Here is a 16,557-nt window from a genome sequence, read left to right on the forward strand (position 1 = left end):
CTCAAGCGTCTCCACTCGGCAGTTGGTTACCGGCCTCCGCGGGAAGTCCATGCCGAGTTTGAGAATCTGCGACTCGCCGCATGAATTAATCGGTCAGATCCCTGTCCGGAAAACGCGAGGCCCCTCACCCAGCCGTTTCGAGGGAACCAAGCAGCACGGCTGGTCACCGGATGTGGATGAGACCAAGCAGCAGGACAATCCGAGCGCCCATCGCTCCTTCCACCCGGACGAGTACGCACCCGCCAAGGGGCCCGGTCGAACCGTTTCGAAGGAAGAGGCCGGCAACCCGCACGGCAAGCCCTCCGAGAGTCGGGGCCGCCGGGGCGAGGAGCAGAAGAAGGGTGCGGGCGAGAAGGGGATGCACGACCGGGGCCCGCAGGGCCGCTCGCAGCGCCCCAGCGGGACCAAAGACGCGTCCGCCACCACGGGTGTCGATCCCCAGGACCCGCCCGGCACACGCAGCGCCGGATAGCAACAGGCTCGCGCTGGACGTTCCCGAAGGGGTCTCCCGGGGCGACTGCTTCCCCCCTCCTCGGATCGGCAAGGTCGGAGTCTCATGACTGGCATCGAGTACGGGTCCGGCGACGGCAAGCGGCGGGCACCGCGGCTGCAGAACCACGGCGGCACCGTGGATGATCACGGGCGCGAGCCTGGTTCCCCGTCAAGAACGGGAACCGGATCGTCGTCCCCGCCGGCCGACCCCGAGAGAGCGCGCCGCGCCAACAGGAGCAAGGCACGGGTCGAGGCCGAGGAGGACGCTCGGTAGCGGTGCCTGCCGGGCCCACGGGAGGGGTGCGCCGCGCGCACGGACGACACCACCCCACCCGAGGCCCGAGACCAGAGGCCCGGCGCCCGGCGCCCGACGCCAGAGAAACGGCGAGGTCAGCCCATGGTCGGTTGTTGTCCCTCCAGTTGGTGAGAGCCCAGGGCGGCCAGGTCGTCGGCGAAGCCGCCGCGGGCGCGGCCGCGGACGCGTGCAGAGGTGAGGACCGGGCAGGCCGCCGTGGTGAGGACGCGGTGCCCGGCGCTGTTCAGGGCGTCGACCAGTGCGTGGTCCTCTCCGACGCGGAGCGGTGGGAAGCCGCCGACGGAGAGGTACGCCTGCGCGGTGACACCGAGGTTGGCTCCGTGCACGTGGGGGTGGTACCACTCCCCGTGGGGCGGTCGGGTCGCCTCGTACCGGGTTCGGAGGCGGTCGGCCAGGGGCGACGTGTGCGGGAGCATCACCGTGCCCACGACCGCCTCCCAGCCCTCGCGGGCGCGGGCGAGCTGATGGGCCAGCCAGTCCGGGGGCACTTCGCTGTCGGCGTCGGTGGTGGCGATCCACGCGCGTGGCGCCGGCTGGTCGAGTTCCCGCAGGGCTCGGCGGATACCGACGGCGCGTGCCCGGCCCGGATTGCGGAAGTTGCGGGAGACGACGGTGGCGCCGGTTTCGCGTGCGAGGAACGCGGTGTCGTCGCGGCAGTGGTCCGCGACGACCACGGTGAGCACCCTCAGTCGGCGAAGGGCCGGGTGCAGGGTGGCGGTGCGGACGGCTTCGAGCGCGGCCGGCAGGAGGGCCTCCTCGTCATGGGCGGGGATCACGACGGCCACGGCTTCGAGCGTCGCGGCCTCGGCGGCCACGGCTGGGTGGGTCTCGGGCTCGATGTTCACACCAGGCCTTCGTGCTCGGCGGGGGTCGCCGGTCGGCTTCCGTCCGGGAGGAGGCGGTGGTGGATCTGGAGGACGAAGTCGTCTTCGCGGTGGTCGGCCAACAGGCGCAGGCCGGGGGTCTCGGCCAGGCTTCGGGCGATGTCGCTCCCGGTGGAGAGGTGCTCGGGGACCGGGTGGTTCCAGTGGACGGTCACCAGGGTTCCGCCGGGTTCCAGCGCCGCGAGGGCGTGGTCGAGCAGTGTCCGTACCGTCGGCGCGTCCAGGTAGTAGAGCAGTTCGGACAGCACGACCAGGTCGAAGGTGCCGTCGGGCCACTGGGCGGGGACGGTCATCTGCCGGATGTCCACGTGCGGGTGAGCGCTGTTGCGCCGCCGGGCCGTCTCGACGGCCGAGGCCACCCGGTCACAGGCGAGGACCGCGTCGCAGCGGCCCGCCAGGCGGCGGGTCAGTTCCCCGACGGAGCAGGCGGGTTCGAAGGCCCTGCGGTAGCGCCACTGCGGCAGGGCGGCGACGGTCAGGTCGTACTTGCGGTGCTCGTACCAGCGTTCGGCGAGGTGCCAGGGATCCTCGGTGTCTCGGTACATGTCGTCGAAGTACGACGCCGGGGTGGGCTGATCGGTCACGTGAAGAACACCTCGATGTCGCGCAGGTGGTGGGCGAGTTCCTCGGGCGGGAGGACGGCCGCGTCGGCCGGGTCCGGTCCCAGGGGTGCGATCTGGCTGACGAACTGCTGAACGGCTCGTTGCTTGAGTGCCGCTGCCGCGGGAGGGAGACGGACCGCGGCGGCCGCGGTCCAGGGCACGCGGGGGTCGCCCGGTCGGGCCCAGTGCCACATCCAGACCGGGTACGTCCAACAGGGCACGGACGCGGCACGGGACGCCTTCAGCGCGGCTCGTCCGGCGGCCTCGTGGTCGCCGTGCACGTCGTCCGTCCACGGTGCCAGGCACAGTCGCGCGCCTTCGAGGAGCGGCTCCAGCGCGGCGGCGACCTCTTCCTCGTGGAACGCCAGTCGGGTGTCCGCCACTCCGAGGCGGACCACCCTGGCGTCCGGTACGCCCAGGGATGCGAGTGCCCGGCGCAGTTCTTCGGCCCGGATCGCCGCCAGTTGGTCCGGCGTGACGCGGGTGCTGCAGGGGTGGGAGCCCTCGCCGTCGGTGACCGTGACGACGGTGAGGGCGACACCGGCCCGTGCGAGGAGGGCGATGGTGCCGCCGGCTCCCAACGCCTCGTCGTCGGGGTGGGCCGCCACGACGACGACCCGGCCACGCTCGGGCAGGACCGCCTCGGGCAGGTCGGCGAGGCCGTTCCAGTCGCGCCATTCCCGTTCCGGAGTACCGGGGGCCTGGATCGGGTCGGCGGGCGGCGGCGGCTCGGGTGGCGTGTGCGTCACTGCTGTCCCGCCCGGGCGACGAGGCTGCCCAGCTCCGCCAGGTTGCGTTCGCCGTGGTGTTGGCGGATGTAGACGGCGAGGTCCGTGGCGTGTCGTGTGTGGGACGGATCGTGGCACAGCGGTTCGGCGCCGGTGGCCCGGCCGACGTGGGTCAGGACGTCGGCGCAGACCGATTCGACGAAGGCGCGCACGCGCAGGCTCCGCTGCCGGGCCGTGCCCTCGGTGTCCGCGGGGTCGCGGTCGATCTCGGCCGCCGCCTGGGCCAGGACGGCCCCGGCGGCGTGCAGGCGCATGTCGACGGCTCCCAGGTGGGCGTCCGTGAGCGGGTCCGGGCCGCGGCGGGCCGCCGTACGGGTGAGGACGTCCGCGACGGCCCGGGCGCCTCCGTACCAGCAGGCCGCGACCCCGATGCCGCCGTGCTGGAAGCCGGGCCGGTCCACGTAGGCCTCCACGCCGCCGACCGGGACCGCGGGCACGTCCTCGAACGCGACGTCGGTGCTGTCGCTGGCCGCCATGCCCAGCGCCTGCCACGTACCCTCCACCGGCCGGCACCCGCCGCGTCGCGCGCCTTGCCCCTCCCCCGTCGCTCCTGTGGTGACGGCGAAGAGGCGGCGGCCGTCCTCCGCCGTGGCCGTGACCAGGGCGTGTGTGCAGCTGTGTGCTCCCGAGCAGTACCGCTTGAGCCCGTTCACCACCCAGCCGTGGTCGCCCAGGGATGCGGTGAGCCCCTGTCCTCGGGGTTCGGCGGCCCACACGCCCCAGCGCTCCTGCGGCCCCACGGCCGGTCCCCCGAGTTCCGCGAGGATCGCCATCGCGTCGGCGTGTCCCTCCACCAGGCGGGCCAGTGAAAGATCCCGTTCCGCCACCGAGGCCAGCGACCGGAACCGGTCGGCCGTCCGGCCCGCTCCCGGCAGCGGAAGGTCCAGCTCGCCCGCCGCGATGTCGGCGACGCAGGCCGCGAAGTCCGCCGCGCTCTCCCTGCGCACCTCCTCCATCCAGGCCTCCCGGCCCGGGCCCTGGGAGGCTCGCGTGCTCGAACGGGCTCCGTATGCGGTGCCTTGCATCTGCGGTGCTCCTTACCCAAAGACGTCGGGCTCCGGGCAGGTCGCCCACGGTGCGGCCCGTCACACGCCTTGCTGCGGATACCCGTGGTCCGTCGCACGATGCGCGTCGCGACCGGGGGGGTGGGACGAAGCCGGCCCGGGACGAGTGACGACGTCTCCCATCTTGAGCAGCGGGCGAACGGCACGCATCACGGCGCGACCGTCACGAACCCCGTACGGCCCCGGCCCACGAGCCGGGGAGGAAGCCGGCGGGACCCCCTTGAGCGGATACGGCGTCCCTTGAGCGATACGGCGTACGGACGTACCGGCGTGCGGGCGGACGGGCGTATCCGAGATGCCGGAATCCGGTGGAGGGGAAAGGGTTGCACGGGGACCCGGGACCCGCCGGCACCTGCGTCCGGCACGTGAGGCAAGAGGAGACACCACCACATGGCTCAGAAGAAGACCACGAAGGCCGCCGCGAAGAAGCCCGTGGCGGCCAAGGGTGCGTCCGGCAAGCAGGCACGGGGCGGCGGCATCCCGGGGAAGCCGGCGCCCCGGCCGCCGTCGGCCACCGAGCCGACCAGGCCGCGTGAACCCCTGCCTCCGAAACCGGACCAGGACGGCCCGGAGACGCTCAGCCCCACGGGGCAGCCCACCGGCGCACCCCAGGCCGTGGTGGCGCAGGGCGGCGCCTATCTGACGACCGCGCAGGGAACCCGGCTGTACGACAGCGACCACTCCCTGAAGGCGGGCGCGCGGGGTCCGGTCCTGTTGCAGGACCACCACCTGCGGGAGAAGATCACCCACTTCGACCACGAGCGGATCCCCGAGCGGGTGGTGCACGCCCGGGGCGCGGCGGCGCACGGCGTCTTCCAGGGCTACGGCACCGCGTCGAAGGTCACCAAGGCGGCGTTCCTGGCCCAGGGCGTCGAGACGCCGGTGTTCGTACGGTTCTCGACCGTCCTCGGTTCGCGGGGGTCGGCCGACACGGTGCGGGACACGCGTGGTTTCGCGACGAAGTTCTACACCGGCGAGGGCACCTTCGACCTGGTGGGCAACAACATCCCGGTCTTCTTCATCCAGGACTCCATCAAGTTCCCCGACGTCATCCATGCCGGGAAGCCGCATCCCGACCGGGAGATCCCGCAGGCGCAGAGCGCGCACGACACCTTCTGGGACTTCGTGTCCCTGCACACCGAGGCCACGCACCACACCATCTGGAACATGTCCGACCGGGCCATCCCGCGGTCGTTCCGGATGATGGAGGGCTTCGGCGTCCACACGTTCCGCCTGGTCGACGCCAAGGGTGCCACGACCTTGGTGAAGTTCCACTGGAAGCCGAAACTGGGCGTCCACTCCCTGGTCTGGGAGGAAGCACAGATCACCAGCGGGATGGATCCGGACTTCCACCGCCGGGACCTGGCCGACGCGATCGAGGCGGGCGCGTTCCCCCAGTGGGAGCTCGGCATCCAGGCCTTCCCCGACACCCCGGACCAGACCTTCGAGGGAATCGACCTCCTCGACCCCACCAAGATCGTGCCGGAGGAGCTCGCTCCCGTGCAGCCCGTCGGGTTGATGACGTTGAACGCCAACCCGACCAACTACTTCGCCGAGACCGAGCAGGTCGCCTTCCACCCCGGCCACCTGGTTCCCGGGATCGACGTCACCGACGACCCGCTGCTCGCCGGCCGGCTCTTCTCCTACCTCGACACACAGATCAGCCGGCTCGGCGGACCGAACTTCGGGCAGATCCCGATCAACCGGCCGCACGCCCCCGTCAACGACATGCTCCGCGACGGCATGCACCAGACCGCCGTCCACGCGGGCGTCGCCCCGTACCGGCCCAACAGCCTCGACGGGGGCTGCCCCTTCCTCGCGGGCGCCGACACGGGCGCCTTCATCGAAACGCCCGTCACGATCCCCAGGGCGAGCAAGGTCCGGGAGGTACCCGCCTCGTTCGCCGACCACTTCAGCCAGCCGCGGCTGTTCTGGCTGAGCATGACGCCGGTGGAGCGCGAGCACATCATCGCCGCCTACACCTTCGAGCTGAACAAGTGTCACGAACAGGTCATCAAGGAACGCGTCCTGGGTGTCCTGGCCAACATCGACCCGCAGCTCTGCGAAGAGGTCGCCACCGGGCTCGGACTCCCCGCGCCGGCCGCCACCGCGCCGCCGGCCGATCCCGACCCGAGCCCGGCCCTGTCGCAGCTCGGGCGGGAGTGGCCGCTCGACGGCCGGGTCATCGGCATCGTCGCGGACTCCGGCAGCGACCTGGCGGGGGTGAGGACCGTACGGGATGCCGTCCTGTCCGCCGGGATGGTGCCCCTCGTGATCGCCCCCACCGGCGGCGCCCTGGGCACGAAGAAGAACCCGGTCACGGTGCAGCGCACGTTCGCCGCAGCCCGCTCCGTCGAGTTCGACGCCCTGCTGTTCGCAGGAGTGCCCGAGGCGGCCGCCGACGCCCACGGCGCCCGGGACGCCAAGGCCGGCAGTCCTCGCCCGGGCAGCCCCGACCCCCGGGTCCTGATGCTGCTGACCGAGGCGTACCGGCACGGCAAGGCCATCGGCGGATGGAAGGGCGCCTCCGGGGTCCTCGATGCCGTCGGGATCGGGGCGGACGAGCCGGGCATCGCCTTCCACGGCACCCCGTCGGCCGCGCTGAAGCAGCTCAAACGGGCCATGGCGCAGCACCGGGCCTGGGACAGGTTCCCCGTCGCCGACTGACCCGCCCCTACTCCGTGCCGTCCCAGGCCTCGGGCCCGGCGGCCAGGAGCATGCGCGTACCGGTCCGTACGGCGTCCCAGTCGGTGCCCGGCTCGCGATCCCGCGCACGCGGCAGCCAGGTCGCCCGATCCCGCTGCTCACGGCGCAACTGCTCCACGTCCACCCCTCCTCGAACCCCGGGCGGCGGTCCGGACTTCTCCAGTTCGCTGATGCGTTCGTCCATGGCGGCCAGCAGCGACCGGTCCAGTTCGGCCACCGCCCCGAGGAACTCGCTCGTCGGCACGGTCACCCGGCCCGCCTGCGGACTCGCGAACTCGATCACGCCCTCCGGGTCCGCCCGGTGCTCCCAGGCGATGGTCACGGTGTCCTCGTCACCGACGACGGTGCGCCAGAGGCGGATGGCCGGGGCGACGCGCAGGTAGTCGGTGTACAGGTGGCCCTCACCGTGCCAGGTCAGTGCGGCGTCGGCCTCCGGGGAGTCGATCCACGTCCAACTTGGCGAGATGTCGGCCGCGACCTCCACCAGGTCGTGGGGCACCGGTTCCATCGCCCCCGACACGAGCGCGATCACGTCCTCCCACAGGCGGACGACGTAGTGGTCGACGTAGGGGTGCGCTCGGTCGCCGTCGTGGTCACCATCGCCGTCGCCGTCGCTCCGGAGTTCCCGGACCGTGCGCTCGGAGTAGCGCAGCACCTCGTGGCCGTCGATGTCGATGCAGTACCAGCCGGCGGTCAGCCCGAACCAGTGCAGTACGCGCCCGGCACCCCACGGTTTGACCTCCTCCAGCGGAGTCAGTCCGAAGTGGAAGCGAATCGCGGAGTCGGTGTGGATCACCGGCCCAGTGTCCCAGTTCCGTTCCTCGGTGGGGCAGCGGGTCAGTGGGTCTGGTGGACGGTCTGGCTGTTGAGTTCGTAGCGGGCCCCGATCACAGCCAGTTCACCCGAGGCGACTTTCGCCGCGAGGGTGGGCTCGGCGGCGACGCGGGAGCGGACCAGCCGCACGTTCGCCGTGATGGTCGCGTCCACGCGCGCCGCTCCCCGCAGGCCTCGGTCGATCGCCGGCCGGATCTGGTCGACCAGGTACTGCATGTGGCCGGCGAGGCTCTCGCCGGCCTCCGCCGCGTGGATGGCGGCGGTGACGGCCCCGCACGACTGGTGTCCCAGCACGACGACGAGCGGAATGGCCAGCTCCAGAACCCCGTAGGTGATGCTGGCGAGGACCGCCTCGTCGAGGACGGAACCGGCGGAACGGACGGTCAGCAGGTCACCGAGGCCCTGATCGAAGACCAGCTCCGGAGGCACTCGGGAGTCGACGCAGCCCAGGACCACGGCGAAGGGGTGCTGCCCGGCGACCAGCGTTTGCCGCACGGCCCGCGTCCGGTCGGGATGGCTCTCATGGAGCGTGCGCCAGCGGAGATTGCCCGCCATGAGTTCCAGCAGCGCCGATCGCGGGGTCGTGGGCCGTGTACGCGCCGCGCCGGCCTGGGCGGGGGTCGAGTCCGTGGCGGAATCGGCGACAGCCCCCACGGCTCCGGCCGCCACGGCCGCCGCTCCCGTCAGTGCCGCACGGACGACCTTGCGTCTGCCCGGGCTTCCGTTCGACTCCTCGATTCCCGCCACACCGGCCATATCGGAGAACGGTAGGAGCAGCGCGGCCTGTGCGCGGGCGCGGCACGAGGACCGGACCGCTCTTGAAGAAGACTTGATCAACCGATGGGCCCCGGCGCCGCCTCGCGATGTCGCTCAGGGGGCCTCCCGGTAGCCTGGCCGCATGACCCGAGAACTGCCCCCGGGCGGCGTCGAGATCACCGAAGCCGAGGCGGGTGCCCGGTGGGCGAGGGCGTGGACTCCGGCCGAGGTGACGGCCCGTCTGGAAGGCGTCCCGGTCCCCTGGTACGTGGCCGGGGGCTGGGCGATCGACCTGTTCGCGGGCGAGCAGACCCGTGAGCACGGTGACCTCGAAATCGCGGTCCCGGCCGCTCGGTTCCCCGAGATCCGGGCCCGATTCCCCGAGTACGCGTTCGATGTCGTGGCGTCGGACCGCATCTGGGAGCTCACGCCGGAGGTTGCGGCACTCACGCATCAGACCTGGCTGCGCGACCCGTCGACGGGCGACTACCGGGTGGACGTGTTCCGCGAGCCGCACGAGGGCCCGACCTGGATCTGCCGGCGCGACCCGTCGATCCGGTTGCCGTACACGAGCGTGATCCGCCGTACCCCGGGCGGGATCCCCTACCTCGCGCCGGAGCTGGTACTCCTGTTCAAGGCCAAGGCGGTACGCCCCAAGGACCAGCAGGACTTCGCCGGTGCGCTTCCCCTGCTCGACGGCTCCGCGCGGCGCACCCTGGCCACGCTGCTCGACCGCGTCCATCCGGGGCACGACTGGCTGGTGGATCTCGGGCCGGGCGGTAGGCCGGAGGCGCCGTAGCGCAACGGGCGCACCCGCCATCGGTCGCCCTCCTCCCCGGGGTGGGCGGGACAGAGGCGGGCGCTCCCCCAGCACCTCACCGTCGGCGCGAAGGCGCGGTCAGGCGGGCTGCCACAGTTCGATCCGATTGCCCTCGGGGTCGGTGACCCAGCCGAACCGGCCGACCCCTTCCATGTCCTGCGACTCTTCGGCCACGTCCGCTCCCCTGGCGCGCAGTTGCGCGAGCATCGCGTCCAGGTCGCGGACCCGAAAGTTGAGCATGCTCTGCTGGGTGCGGGCACCGAAGTACTCGGTCTCGGACTCGAACGTCGCGAACACCGTCGGCCCGGCTTCCTGCGGCCACAGGCCGTTCGCGTCGGCGTCCAGACCCAGGCAATCGCGGTACCACGAGCTCAGGGCCGCCGGGTCTGCGGCCCGCAGGAAGTATCCACCGATTCCAAGCACTCGTTCCATGCCGCCATCCTGCCAGGACCCGCCCGGACGGGCAGGCAGGCATCGGCACCGCGCCGCCGCCCGCTGCCCCCTGCCGAGGCGCGGGCCGGTGTCGCCTGCGGCCCGCGCCCCCGACCCGATCCGCCGGGCGGGTCCTGAAGGACGTGGCCGTTACGTGGTCGCGGGCGCGGGGGCGGCGTCCGCCTCGGCTCCGGCCGCGTCCCGCGGCATCTACGCGAAGCAGGGACCCGACGCCGGGCTCGATGAGATCGCCCGGCGGGCCGGCGTCGGCATCGCGACGCTCTTCCGTCGGTTCCCGGACAAGGCGGCCCTCCTGCGTGCGGTGCTGGAACAGCAGTTCACCCACGAGGTCCTCCCCGCCATCGAGCGCGGGCTCGGCGACGAGGACCCGCGCCGAGGCCTGAGTGTCGTCATCGAGGCAGCCCTGACCTCGGCGGCCGACGAGCACCACGTGCTCACCGCAGCGCGCAACGCCGGCATCTTCACCGCGGAGACGAGCGCCCGCTTCTTCGACGCGCTCGACCCGCTGGTGGTGCGGGGTCAGCAGGCCGGGGTGATCCGGGAGGACCTCGTACCCGACGACCTGAAGCGGATCATGGGCATGCTCGTCAGCGTGCTGTGGACCATGGACCCGGCCGAGGGGGGCTGGCGGCGCTACGTGACCCTGGTCCTGGACGGCCTGACCCCCGCCGCCGCCAGCCCCCTGCCCAACCCGGCCCCTCCGCTGCTCCGGAGGCAGCCGAACTAGAGACACCCGGGCCGGCCTGTCCGGCGGATCCGATACCGCCGGACAGGCTCGGCCCAGGGCATGGGCCGGGCCCTGGGCCGGGAGGAATCAGCGCTTGAGCGTGAACGTGAAGTCGCCCGAGAGCCTGCCGCTCAGACGGACCGTCGACACGAGGTTCCCCCCGGCGAGCAACCTCTCGACCTCGGCTCGCGAAAGGCCGAAGCCTTCGGCGATCAGTCGCACGGGCCGCACCGGGATCCGAGCCTCGAAGCGGACCGCGACCTCGATCGCCTCACCCTCCGGCGGAAGCGACCGAACCGGGCGATCCGACCGGTCCGGGCGATCAGGCTGGTCCGACCGGTCCGGCCGGTCCGACCCGTCCGACCGGTCCGGCGCGCCGCCATGGAGGTGCCAGGCGTTGTCCCAGTCGAGGCCGATGTGGTTGCGTCGCCGTACGACCGGGTCTTGGAGCAGTTCGGCCGCCAGGCCGGGATCGTTCTCGTGCAGCAGGTTCAGCAACTCGGCTTGTACGGAACGCACGTTCACGCGCTCCAGGACAGTGATCCTCGTGGTGTCCCCGCATGCGGCGCACAGGGCGAGGAGCCAGACGTCGAGGAGCTTGTGGTTGGCGTTGACTCGGAATTTGCCGTTCGCCCGGAAGCGCCCGGAGGCACACCTGTGGCAACGGCGGAGGACTATCGGCAGGCAGGTGGGCACGACCACCCAGGTTTCGGACACAGATGTACACCGGTTCCAGTGAGAAGACCGCAGCGAAAAGGAGCACGGCGCACAGGTGCGACGCGCGACGGTTCAGCGCTCGGGGTGTCTCACTTGGTGTACAACGGCACGTCCTTGCCGGGGCGACTGTGGGCGCGAGTACGGTAACGGCCCACGGGAGCCTGGTTCCACTGGATTTCGGCCGGGTGGCGGCCTCGCCCCCTCACAGTGGGCGTCCGTCCCTCGGGGGCCGTCGCGTCGGAGCCTGAACAGCGCTCCGCGTCAGGTCCATCCCGCACAGAAGGCCACGTACCCGCGCAGCGGTGTCGTCCCACTGCGCGGGTACGTGGCGTCGGCCCCTCGCCCCTGAGCCCCCCACCTCGCTACTCCCCCGCCGCCGCCCGGCCCCCCCGAGACCGTCGACGCCAGAAGCTCACTCCGAGAGCGTTGGCGTGACCCGGCGGGTGGCGGAGCGGAGCGCGAAGGCCATCACCACTTCGAACACGCCGAGCAGGACGAGCCACAAGCCCAACAGCCGGGTCAGTGCGACGGCGGAGTCCACGGGGAAGCAGAGCACGACGATGCCGGCGACGGAGCCGAGGACGCCCAGGCCGAAGAGCAGACCTCGATGCACGAGGGCGCGGTCGGCGATCGCGACGTAGGCCGTGAGCACGCCGGTGAGCAGCCAGAAGACTCCGACGATCAGGGACAGCGCACCGATCGTCTGCATGGGGTGCCGCAACACCAGTACGCCGGCCAGGAACGCCAGCATGGCGATGAGGACGGCCGCCAGCCTGCTGCCACCCCGGTCGCTGCTGTGCGAGAAGGCCGTGACGAAACGGAAGCCGCCCGCGACCAGGAGTTGCAGGCCGATGATCACGGCCAGGATGTGCAGCGTCTCGTCGGGCCAGACCAGCACCAGGATGCCTGGGATCAGCGTGGCCAGTGCGAAGCCGAGTGCCCAGCGCCACGAGCTTCCCAGCTGCTTGAGGACGTCTTCGGGGTCACTGTGCGTGTCATACGGTGCCGCGTTGGGGGTCATCTTGCCTCCTGGGACGGCCGAACGGCCCCGCGGGACACCTCGAAGCCGTCGGACATGCCTCGCATACCCTTATGTCAACTTTAATCCCGTATCCCCCGGTCCGCTGTCCAGCCGAGCCCCCCGCCGTCCCTGGGCCCTCGCGCCCGCGATGGAGGCCCGGTGGGCTCTCAGTCCGGCGGGGAGCTTCGTCGGGCGGAATCGGCGAGTCGTCGGGCGAATGCCTCGACGAGGCCGCGGAGTTCGACCGGGCGATCGATGACGAAGGGGCGATCCAGCGAGGCGAGTACGGCCGGCAGCCAGTCGAGCCGGTCCACGCGCAGGTCGACGCGGCACCAGGGGTCGGCATCCGGATGCGCGCCGTCCGGGGAGGGGAGTTGCGACACGACCGCGAGACCGGCGGGCAGCCGGGCGTCGATGTCCCCGACCGTCCCCTGGACGCGCAAGGTCACCTCATGCCGGTACGGGGCCGTGGCGAGTCCCGTCAGGACGCGCTGCGCCGGATCGCTCGCGTCGGGCGGTGCGAACGAGCCGGGCAGGATCCGCACGTCGGCGATCCGGTCCAGCCTGAAGGTGCGGTCCTCGCCCACGGAGGGATCCACCGCCGTCATGTACCACCTGCCCGCATGGGCGACGACCCCGTACGGGTGCAGGGTGCGCTCGCTGCGTCGGCCGTCGCCGGCGGTGTACCGGAGGGAGATCGGCCGGTGGTGGTGCACCGCATCGGCGATCGGGAGCAGGACTCCCGGATCCGGGGCGGGTGCCGTGCCGGGCGGATCCGTGAAGGCGAGCGAGCCGAGCACCGCGTCGAGTCTGCGGCGCAACCGTTCGGGCAGTACGCGCCTGATCTTGGCCGACGCCGTCTCGCTCGCCGTGTCCGTGGCCGCTGTCAGGCCGGTCCGCCGGCCCGCGATCAGGCCCAGCAGAACGGCGAGCGCCTCGTCGTCGCTCAGCATGAGTGGTGGAAGCCGGTATCCGGGGGCGAGCCGGTAGCCGCCGTAACGCCCGCGCACCGATTCGACGGGCACGTCGATGTCGACGAGTCGTTGTGCGTAGCGCCGCACGGTGCGTTCGTCGACGTTCAACCGGTCGGCGAGTTCGGACACGGGCCGGATGCCACCCGACTGCAGGAGCTCCAGCAGGGTGAGGACGCGGGCAAGGGGGCGGGGCATGTCCGAAAGTCTCCCGCACATACCGGGCGGGTTCCGCCCGGTATTGGTCGTAGCGTGCGGTCACGAGCACCGACCGACCAGAGGAGAAACCCATGAACTTCGTCTCCGTCCGCATCATCACGGGCGACGTCGCACGCCTCGTCGACTTCTACGAGCGGGCCACCGGCCTGTCCGCGTCCTGGGGCAACGAGGACTTCGCCGAGCTCGGGACAGCCTCGGCGGCCCTGGCGATCGGCAGCACCCGCACCGTCCCCCTGTTCGCACCCGGATCCGCCCACCCCGCCGACAACCACAGCGTGATCCTCGAATTCCTGGTCGACGACGTGGATAGCGTGTACCGGAATCTGTGCGGCTTCGTGGACGACTTCGTCAACGAGCCCACCACGATGCCGTGGGGGAACCGCGCCTTGCTGTTCCGTGACCCGGACGGCAACCTCGTCAACTTCTTCACCCCCGTCACGCCGGCCGCCATCGAGAAGTTCGCCGGCTGAGGACGGCACGCCCCGGCGGGCAGGCCAAGGGCCCGAGTCCGCCGGCGCAGGGCGCAGAAGCACTCGGGGAGGGCTCGCACCTGTCCAGAGCAGCGCGAGGCCCAGTACGCACAGGAGTGGAGCCGGAAGGTGGCCGAGTGGCTTGTCGGACAGCGAGATGAAGGCCACCGCGCCGATCACTGTCGCCGTGGGTGCCGCCACCGGCCAGGGCCATGACGATGAGCGAGGAACCGGCCAGGGCGGCCGGGGTCACGGCCGGCATGGGACCGTTCGTCATCCAGAGACCGGCGCCGATCATCAGGGTGGCCAAACCGACCGGAACGGCGGCGTGGCGGAACCCGCTCGCTGACCACGGCGGCCGCGTACTCCCCCGGTGGGCCGAAGGCCTCCTCGGGGCTCTCACCACTGTCGACGCAGTGCTGCTCGACCTCGGCCAGCACCGCGTCCGCGGTGGTGCTGTCCACGGAGCGCGCGGCCAGGGCCGGCCGGGTCCGGGCGTTCCACCGGGTGGCGGCGTCGGTCATGGGTTCTCCTCCACTGTGCGGGACAGGAGTTGGGCCATGGCGTCGGAGAACTTCTCCCAGCCGGCGGTCTCCTGCCGCAGTCGGGTCCATCCGGCGTCGGTGAGCCGGTAGACCTTGCGGCCCGGCCCGCCCTCCCCCGGTTCCCACCGGGCTTCCACCGCCCCGTCGGCCTCCAGTCGGCCGAGTACGGGGTACAGCGCACCGCCGCGGACGGTTCCGAAGCCCCGGGCAGCCAGTTCCTGCACCAGCGCGTAGCCGTGCCGCTCGCCCTCGGCGAGCACAGCCGCGAGCGCGAGCGGCAACACCCCGCGCAACCAGCCGGTCACGGGTTCTGCGCCGGCCATGCGAAAGCCACCCCCGCCATCTACTATCGAACTCGGACTAGTTCGTTCTCAGACTAGCGTGACGCACGGCCGTCACTCGTCAACGCCATCCGGATGAAGTCGACTTGCTCCCCCGTTCCGCCCCGGTTCAGGAGTCCAGGACCTTGCCCTTGGCCCGCTCGTACTCGGGTGCCGTGAGGGCGCCGCGATCCATGAGTTCGGCCAGGCGCGACAGCTCCTCGGCCTGGCTCGTGATCGCGGCGCTCTCGCGCGCGTAGGCACGGAACGCCTCCTCATGCCTCTGGTTGCGCATGAGTTGACGTTCGCCCATGCCGCGCCCACGGATGATCAGGTAGATGAAGACGCCCAGGTAGGGCAGCAGGATGACGAAGATGGTCCACCCGGCCTTGGCCCAGCCGCTCAGGTCGTCGTCACGGAAGACATCCCCGATGATGCGCATGAGCAGCACGAACCAGAAGACCCAGAGGAAGCACAGCATCATGGTCCAGAAGAGGTTCAGCAGCGGGAAGTCGTAGTCCTCCGCCAGGTTGATCAGCGAGTTCTGCATGGCCCGGTCTCCTGTTGGTCGGTGTCGGCCGGCGGCCCTGGGTACGTCCGCTTCGGGGTCGGCGCGTTCGCGTCACGCGGGCGCCGGGGTGAAGGGGTGCAACTCGTCGGCGCCCGGCTGTACGACGCCGTAGCTGCTCTCCGGCACCTCGTTCCAGGCTCCTGGCAGGTCACCGAGGGGTTCGGACACGATGAGTCGGGTCTCCTCGGAGATGTCCCGCAGGAACGCCATGTCCGGGTGCAGTCTGCGCAGCGCGTCCACCCGGCTGCTGTAGAACAGCGATCGGGAGTCGTGCCCGCTGGAATAGCGGAACGCCCACACGCGCACGCCGTCGCTGATGGCGATGAACATCCAGCGGCCGTGTCGGAAGGGGTGGCAGTTCGACTGCTGCACCGCCGTGCCGGTCGATGCCCGGATGTGGGCGAAGAACAGCGGCGAGCGGACGTGGTCGGCCACCTCCCGCAGGTTGCGGTTGTTCCAGGCGGGACCGACGTCCCTGAGGAGTGCGGGGGTGCTGCTGTCCTCCGAATACCAGCCGACGCCGAACCCGTCGCCGTTCGTGGTCTCCACGCCGAGCTTGGAGTGCAGGCTCTGGTCGATCAGGGAGTGGGCCGGCTTGTACAGGATCGTGTCGAGCAGCATGGGCGTTCCCGAGTAGGCGAGCCACCGGCACATGCGTCATCACCTGGATCCCTGCGGCGCCGCCGGCTGCCTGCGCGGGCGACCGCATCGCATCGCTTTGCCGCTCACGTCCGGCATGGAGCCGTCGCAGCGGACCCGCCCGCACCCCTGGGGTGCGCCCACTGCGCGGGCAGTCTCATTCTCGGCTCCCGTGAGGAGGAGCGCGATCCGGGCCGAGCCCGCGGCCCGGATCGCGACGGACCGCGCGGCCCAGAGAACGTCCCTCCGGCGGCCGACCAGGCAGGAGGTGTTCCGACCGCGCCCGCCGGTGGGAACGGTGCTCGGCGTGCCGGGTCGACCGGCGTCCCGCAGGGTGGAGGCATGGAGCGAGCCCCGATCGTCGTGCACCGGGTCAGCCCGTCGGGCGGCCGCCGGGTCGGTATTCGCGTGAGCGGTGTGGACACGATCCTCGGCGTCGCGCACGGGGACACCGATGTGATCGAGATGCTCAGACGGGTCGAGGTCCCCGATCCGGACGAGTTGGTGCTGGGGGACTCGCCGCTGATCGAGTGGCAGGTCGACGGCCCGCACGTGTACGAGGCCGAGACCGGGCCGCCGCCCGCCGATCTGCCCTGATCCGCCGGCCACTGTCGGGCCGATCGCGAGGCGGGGCGGGGCGGG

General features: G+C 71.6%; 19 protein-coding genes. 6 read left to right on the forward strand and 13 right to left on the reverse strand.

The window, feature by feature from the left end:
• Positions 1-88 precede the first annotated feature (88 nt).
• Positions 89-472: a hypothetical protein gene (locus tag OTB19_RS33725; RefSeq protein WP_267802557.1), complete on the forward strand. Its 384-nt coding sequence runs from the start codon at positions 89-91 to the stop codon at positions 470-472.
• Positions 473-882: 410 nt separating this feature from the next.
• On the opposite strand, the gene OTB19_RS33730 is transcribed toward OTB19_RS33725, so the two are convergent.
• Genes OTB19_RS33730 through OTB19_RS33745 form a run of 4 tightly spaced genes read right to left on the reverse strand, consistent with a single transcriptional unit; the run spans position 883 to position 4,107 of the window.
• Complete coding sequence (locus OTB19_RS33730) at positions 883-1,653, reverse strand: glycosyltransferase (RefSeq protein WP_267802524.1); 771 nt, start codon at positions 1,651-1,653, stop codon at positions 883-885.
• Positions 1,650-2,237, reverse strand: a complete 588-nt coding sequence (locus tag OTB19_RS33735) for a class I SAM-dependent methyltransferase (RefSeq protein WP_267802558.1) — start codon at positions 2,235-2,237, stop codon at positions 1,650-1,652. Before OTB19_RS33735 ends, OTB19_RS33730 begins: the two co-directional genes overlap by 4 nt.
• Before the next feature lie 35 nt (positions 2,238-2,272).
• A complete protein-coding gene (locus OTB19_RS33740; RefSeq protein WP_267802525.1) occupies positions 2,273-3,043 on the reverse strand; it encodes a PIG-L deacetylase family protein in 771 nt (256 codons plus the stop codon).
• Entirely contained in the window at positions 3,040-4,107 is a 1,068-nt protein-coding gene (locus tag OTB19_RS33745; RefSeq protein WP_392895201.1) for an acyl-CoA dehydrogenase, read from the reverse strand. The genes OTB19_RS33740 and OTB19_RS33745 overlap by 4 nt, the downstream gene beginning before the upstream one ends.
• A 429-nt stretch (positions 4,108-4,536) precedes the next feature.
• On the opposite strand from OTB19_RS33745, the gene OTB19_RS33750 reads away from it, so the two are divergent.
• A complete protein-coding gene (locus tag OTB19_RS33750; protein ID WP_267802527.1) occupies positions 4,537-6,813 on the forward strand; it encodes a catalase in 2,277 nt (758 codons plus the stop codon).
• Positions 6,814-6,820: 7 nt separating this feature from the next.
• Here the strand turns inward: OTB19_RS33750 and OTB19_RS33755 are convergent, their stop codons facing one another.
• Entirely contained in the window at positions 6,821-7,648 is an 828-nt protein-coding gene (locus tag OTB19_RS33755) for a DUF5984 family protein (RefSeq protein WP_267802528.1), read from the reverse strand.
• Positions 7,649-7,689: 41 nt separating this feature from the next.
• Complete coding sequence (locus OTB19_RS33760) at positions 7,690-8,442, reverse strand: carbonic anhydrase (protein ID WP_267802530.1); 753 nt, start codon at positions 8,440-8,442, stop codon at positions 7,690-7,692.
• Between the two features lie 142 nt (positions 8,443-8,584).
• On the opposite strand from OTB19_RS33760, the gene OTB19_RS33765 reads away from it, so the two are divergent.
• On the forward strand, positions 8,585-9,241 hold the full coding sequence (locus OTB19_RS33765) for a nucleotidyltransferase domain-containing protein (protein WP_267802531.1): 657 nt from the start codon (positions 8,585-8,587) through the stop codon (positions 9,239-9,241).
• 99 nt (positions 9,242-9,340) lie between these two features.
• Here the strand turns inward: OTB19_RS33765 and OTB19_RS33770 are convergent, their stop codons facing one another.
• Positions 9,341-9,694 (reverse strand): VOC family protein, encoded by a 354-nt coding sequence (locus OTB19_RS33770; RefSeq protein ID WP_267802532.1) that lies wholly within the window; start codon positions 9,692-9,694, stop codon positions 9,341-9,343.
• A gap of 154 nt (positions 9,695-9,848) precedes the next feature.
• Between OTB19_RS33770 and OTB19_RS33775 the strand changes: the two genes are divergently transcribed.
• Positions 9,849-10,442, forward strand: a complete 594-nt coding sequence (locus OTB19_RS33775) for a TetR/AcrR family transcriptional regulator (protein WP_267802534.1) — start codon at positions 9,849-9,851, stop codon at positions 10,440-10,442.
• 87 nt (positions 10,443-10,529) lie between these two features.
• Here the strand turns inward: OTB19_RS33775 and OTB19_RS33780 are convergent, their stop codons facing one another.
• The 3 genes from OTB19_RS33780 to OTB19_RS33790 all read right to left on the reverse strand — a co-directional run bounded on the left by OTB19_RS33780 (position 10,530) and on the right by OTB19_RS33790 (position 13,349).
• On the reverse strand, positions 10,530-11,159 hold the full coding sequence (locus tag OTB19_RS33780) for a DUF1062 domain-containing protein (RefSeq protein ID WP_267802535.1): 630 nt from the start codon (positions 11,157-11,159) through the stop codon (positions 10,530-10,532).
• 412 nt (positions 11,160-11,571) lie between these two features.
• On the reverse strand, positions 11,572-12,180 hold the full coding sequence (locus OTB19_RS33785; RefSeq protein WP_267802536.1) for an HdeD family acid-resistance protein: 609 nt from the start codon (positions 12,178-12,180) through the stop codon (positions 11,572-11,574).
• A 167-nt stretch (positions 12,181-12,347) separates the two neighbouring features.
• Positions 12,348-13,349 carry a helix-turn-helix transcriptional regulator gene (locus OTB19_RS33790; protein ID WP_267802537.1) on the reverse strand — a complete coding sequence of 334 codons (1,002 nt, stop codon included), beginning with the start codon at positions 13,347-13,349 and terminating at the stop codon, positions 12,348-12,350.
• A 92-nt stretch (positions 13,350-13,441) separates the two neighbouring features.
• Between OTB19_RS33790 and OTB19_RS33795 the strand changes: the two genes are divergently transcribed.
• The gene (locus OTB19_RS33795; protein ID WP_267802538.1) at positions 13,442-13,840 is read left to right on the forward strand and encodes a VOC family protein; all 399 of its coding nucleotides are present in this window, start codon (positions 13,442-13,444) and stop codon (positions 13,838-13,840) included.
• A gap of 520 nt (positions 13,841-14,360) precedes the next feature.
• On the opposite strand, the gene OTB19_RS33800 is transcribed toward OTB19_RS33795, so the two are convergent.
• The 3 genes from OTB19_RS33800 to OTB19_RS33810 form a co-directional block, all read right to left on the reverse strand.
• On the reverse strand, positions 14,361-14,708 hold the full coding sequence (locus OTB19_RS33800) for a PadR family transcriptional regulator (RefSeq protein ID WP_267802539.1): 348 nt from the start codon (positions 14,706-14,708) through the stop codon (positions 14,361-14,363).
• 127 nt (positions 14,709-14,835) lie between these two features.
• Positions 14,836-15,255 (reverse strand): SHOCT domain-containing protein, encoded by a 420-nt coding sequence (locus tag OTB19_RS33805; protein ID WP_267802540.1) that lies wholly within the window; start codon positions 15,253-15,255, stop codon positions 14,836-14,838.
• Between the two features lie 72 nt (positions 15,256-15,327).
• On the reverse strand, positions 15,328-15,930 hold the full coding sequence (locus OTB19_RS33810) for a class II glutamine amidotransferase (RefSeq protein WP_267802541.1): 603 nt from the start codon (positions 15,928-15,930) through the stop codon (positions 15,328-15,330).
• 327 nt (positions 15,931-16,257) lie between these two features.
• On the opposite strand from OTB19_RS33810, the gene OTB19_RS33815 reads away from it, so the two are divergent.
• Complete coding sequence (locus OTB19_RS33815) at positions 16,258-16,512, forward strand: hypothetical protein (RefSeq protein WP_267802542.1); 255 nt, start codon at positions 16,258-16,260, stop codon at positions 16,510-16,512.
• The last annotated feature ends 45 nt before the right edge of the window (positions 16,513-16,557 follow it).

This window comes from Streptomyces sp. H27-H5, from assembly GCF_026627505.1.
GTDB lineage: Bacteria > Actinomycetota > Actinomycetes > Streptomycetales > Streptomycetaceae > Streptomyces.

What these genes read in the sequence shown, in the direction of transcription:
- OTB19_RS33735 (WP_267802558.1), bottom strand. Translation starts at nt 2,237, where the DNA reads ATGTACCGAGACACCGAGGATCCCTGGCACCTCGCCGAACGCTGGTAC.
- OTB19_RS33745 (WP_392895201.1), bottom strand. Translation starts at nt 4,107, where the DNA reads ATGCAAGGCACCGCATACGGAGCCCGTTCGAGCACGCGAGCCTCCCAG.
- OTB19_RS33750 (WP_267802527.1), top strand. Translation starts at nt 4,537, where the DNA reads ATGGCTCAGAAGAAGACCACGAAGGCCGCCGCGAAGAAGCCCGTGGCG.
- OTB19_RS33760 (WP_267802530.1), bottom strand. Translation starts at nt 8,442, where the DNA reads ATGGCCGGTGTGGCGGGAATCGAGGAGTCGAACGGAAGCCCGGGCAGA.
- OTB19_RS33765 (WP_267802531.1), top strand. Translation starts at nt 8,585, where the DNA reads ATGACCCGAGAACTGCCCCCGGGCGGCGTCGAGATCACCGAAGCCGAG.
- OTB19_RS33770 (WP_267802532.1), bottom strand. Translation starts at nt 9,694, where the DNA reads ATGGAACGAGTGCTTGGAATCGGTGGATACTTCCTGCGGGCCGCAGAC.
- OTB19_RS33785 (WP_267802536.1), bottom strand. Translation starts at nt 12,180, where the DNA reads ATGACCCCCAACGCGGCACCGTATGACACGCACAGTGACCCCGAAGAC.
- OTB19_RS33790 (WP_267802537.1), bottom strand. Translation starts at nt 13,349, where the DNA reads ATGCCCCGCCCCCTTGCCCGCGTCCTCACCCTGCTGGAGCTCCTGCAG.
- OTB19_RS33795 (WP_267802538.1), top strand. Translation starts at nt 13,442, where the DNA reads ATGAACTTCGTCTCCGTCCGCATCATCACGGGCGACGTCGCACGCCTC.
- OTB19_RS33800 (WP_267802539.1), bottom strand. Translation starts at nt 14,708, where the DNA reads ATGGCCGGCGCAGAACCCGTGACCGGCTGGTTGCGCGGGGTGTTGCCG.
- OTB19_RS33805 (WP_267802540.1), bottom strand. Translation starts at nt 15,255, where the DNA reads ATGCAGAACTCGCTGATCAACCTGGCGGAGGACTACGACTTCCCGCTG.
- OTB19_RS33810 (WP_267802541.1), bottom strand. Translation starts at nt 15,930, where the DNA reads ATGTGCCGGTGGCTCGCCTACTCGGGAACGCCCATGCTGCTCGACACG.
- OTB19_RS33815 (WP_267802542.1), top strand. Translation starts at nt 16,258, where the DNA reads ATGGAGCGAGCCCCGATCGTCGTGCACCGGGTCAGCCCGTCGGGCGGC.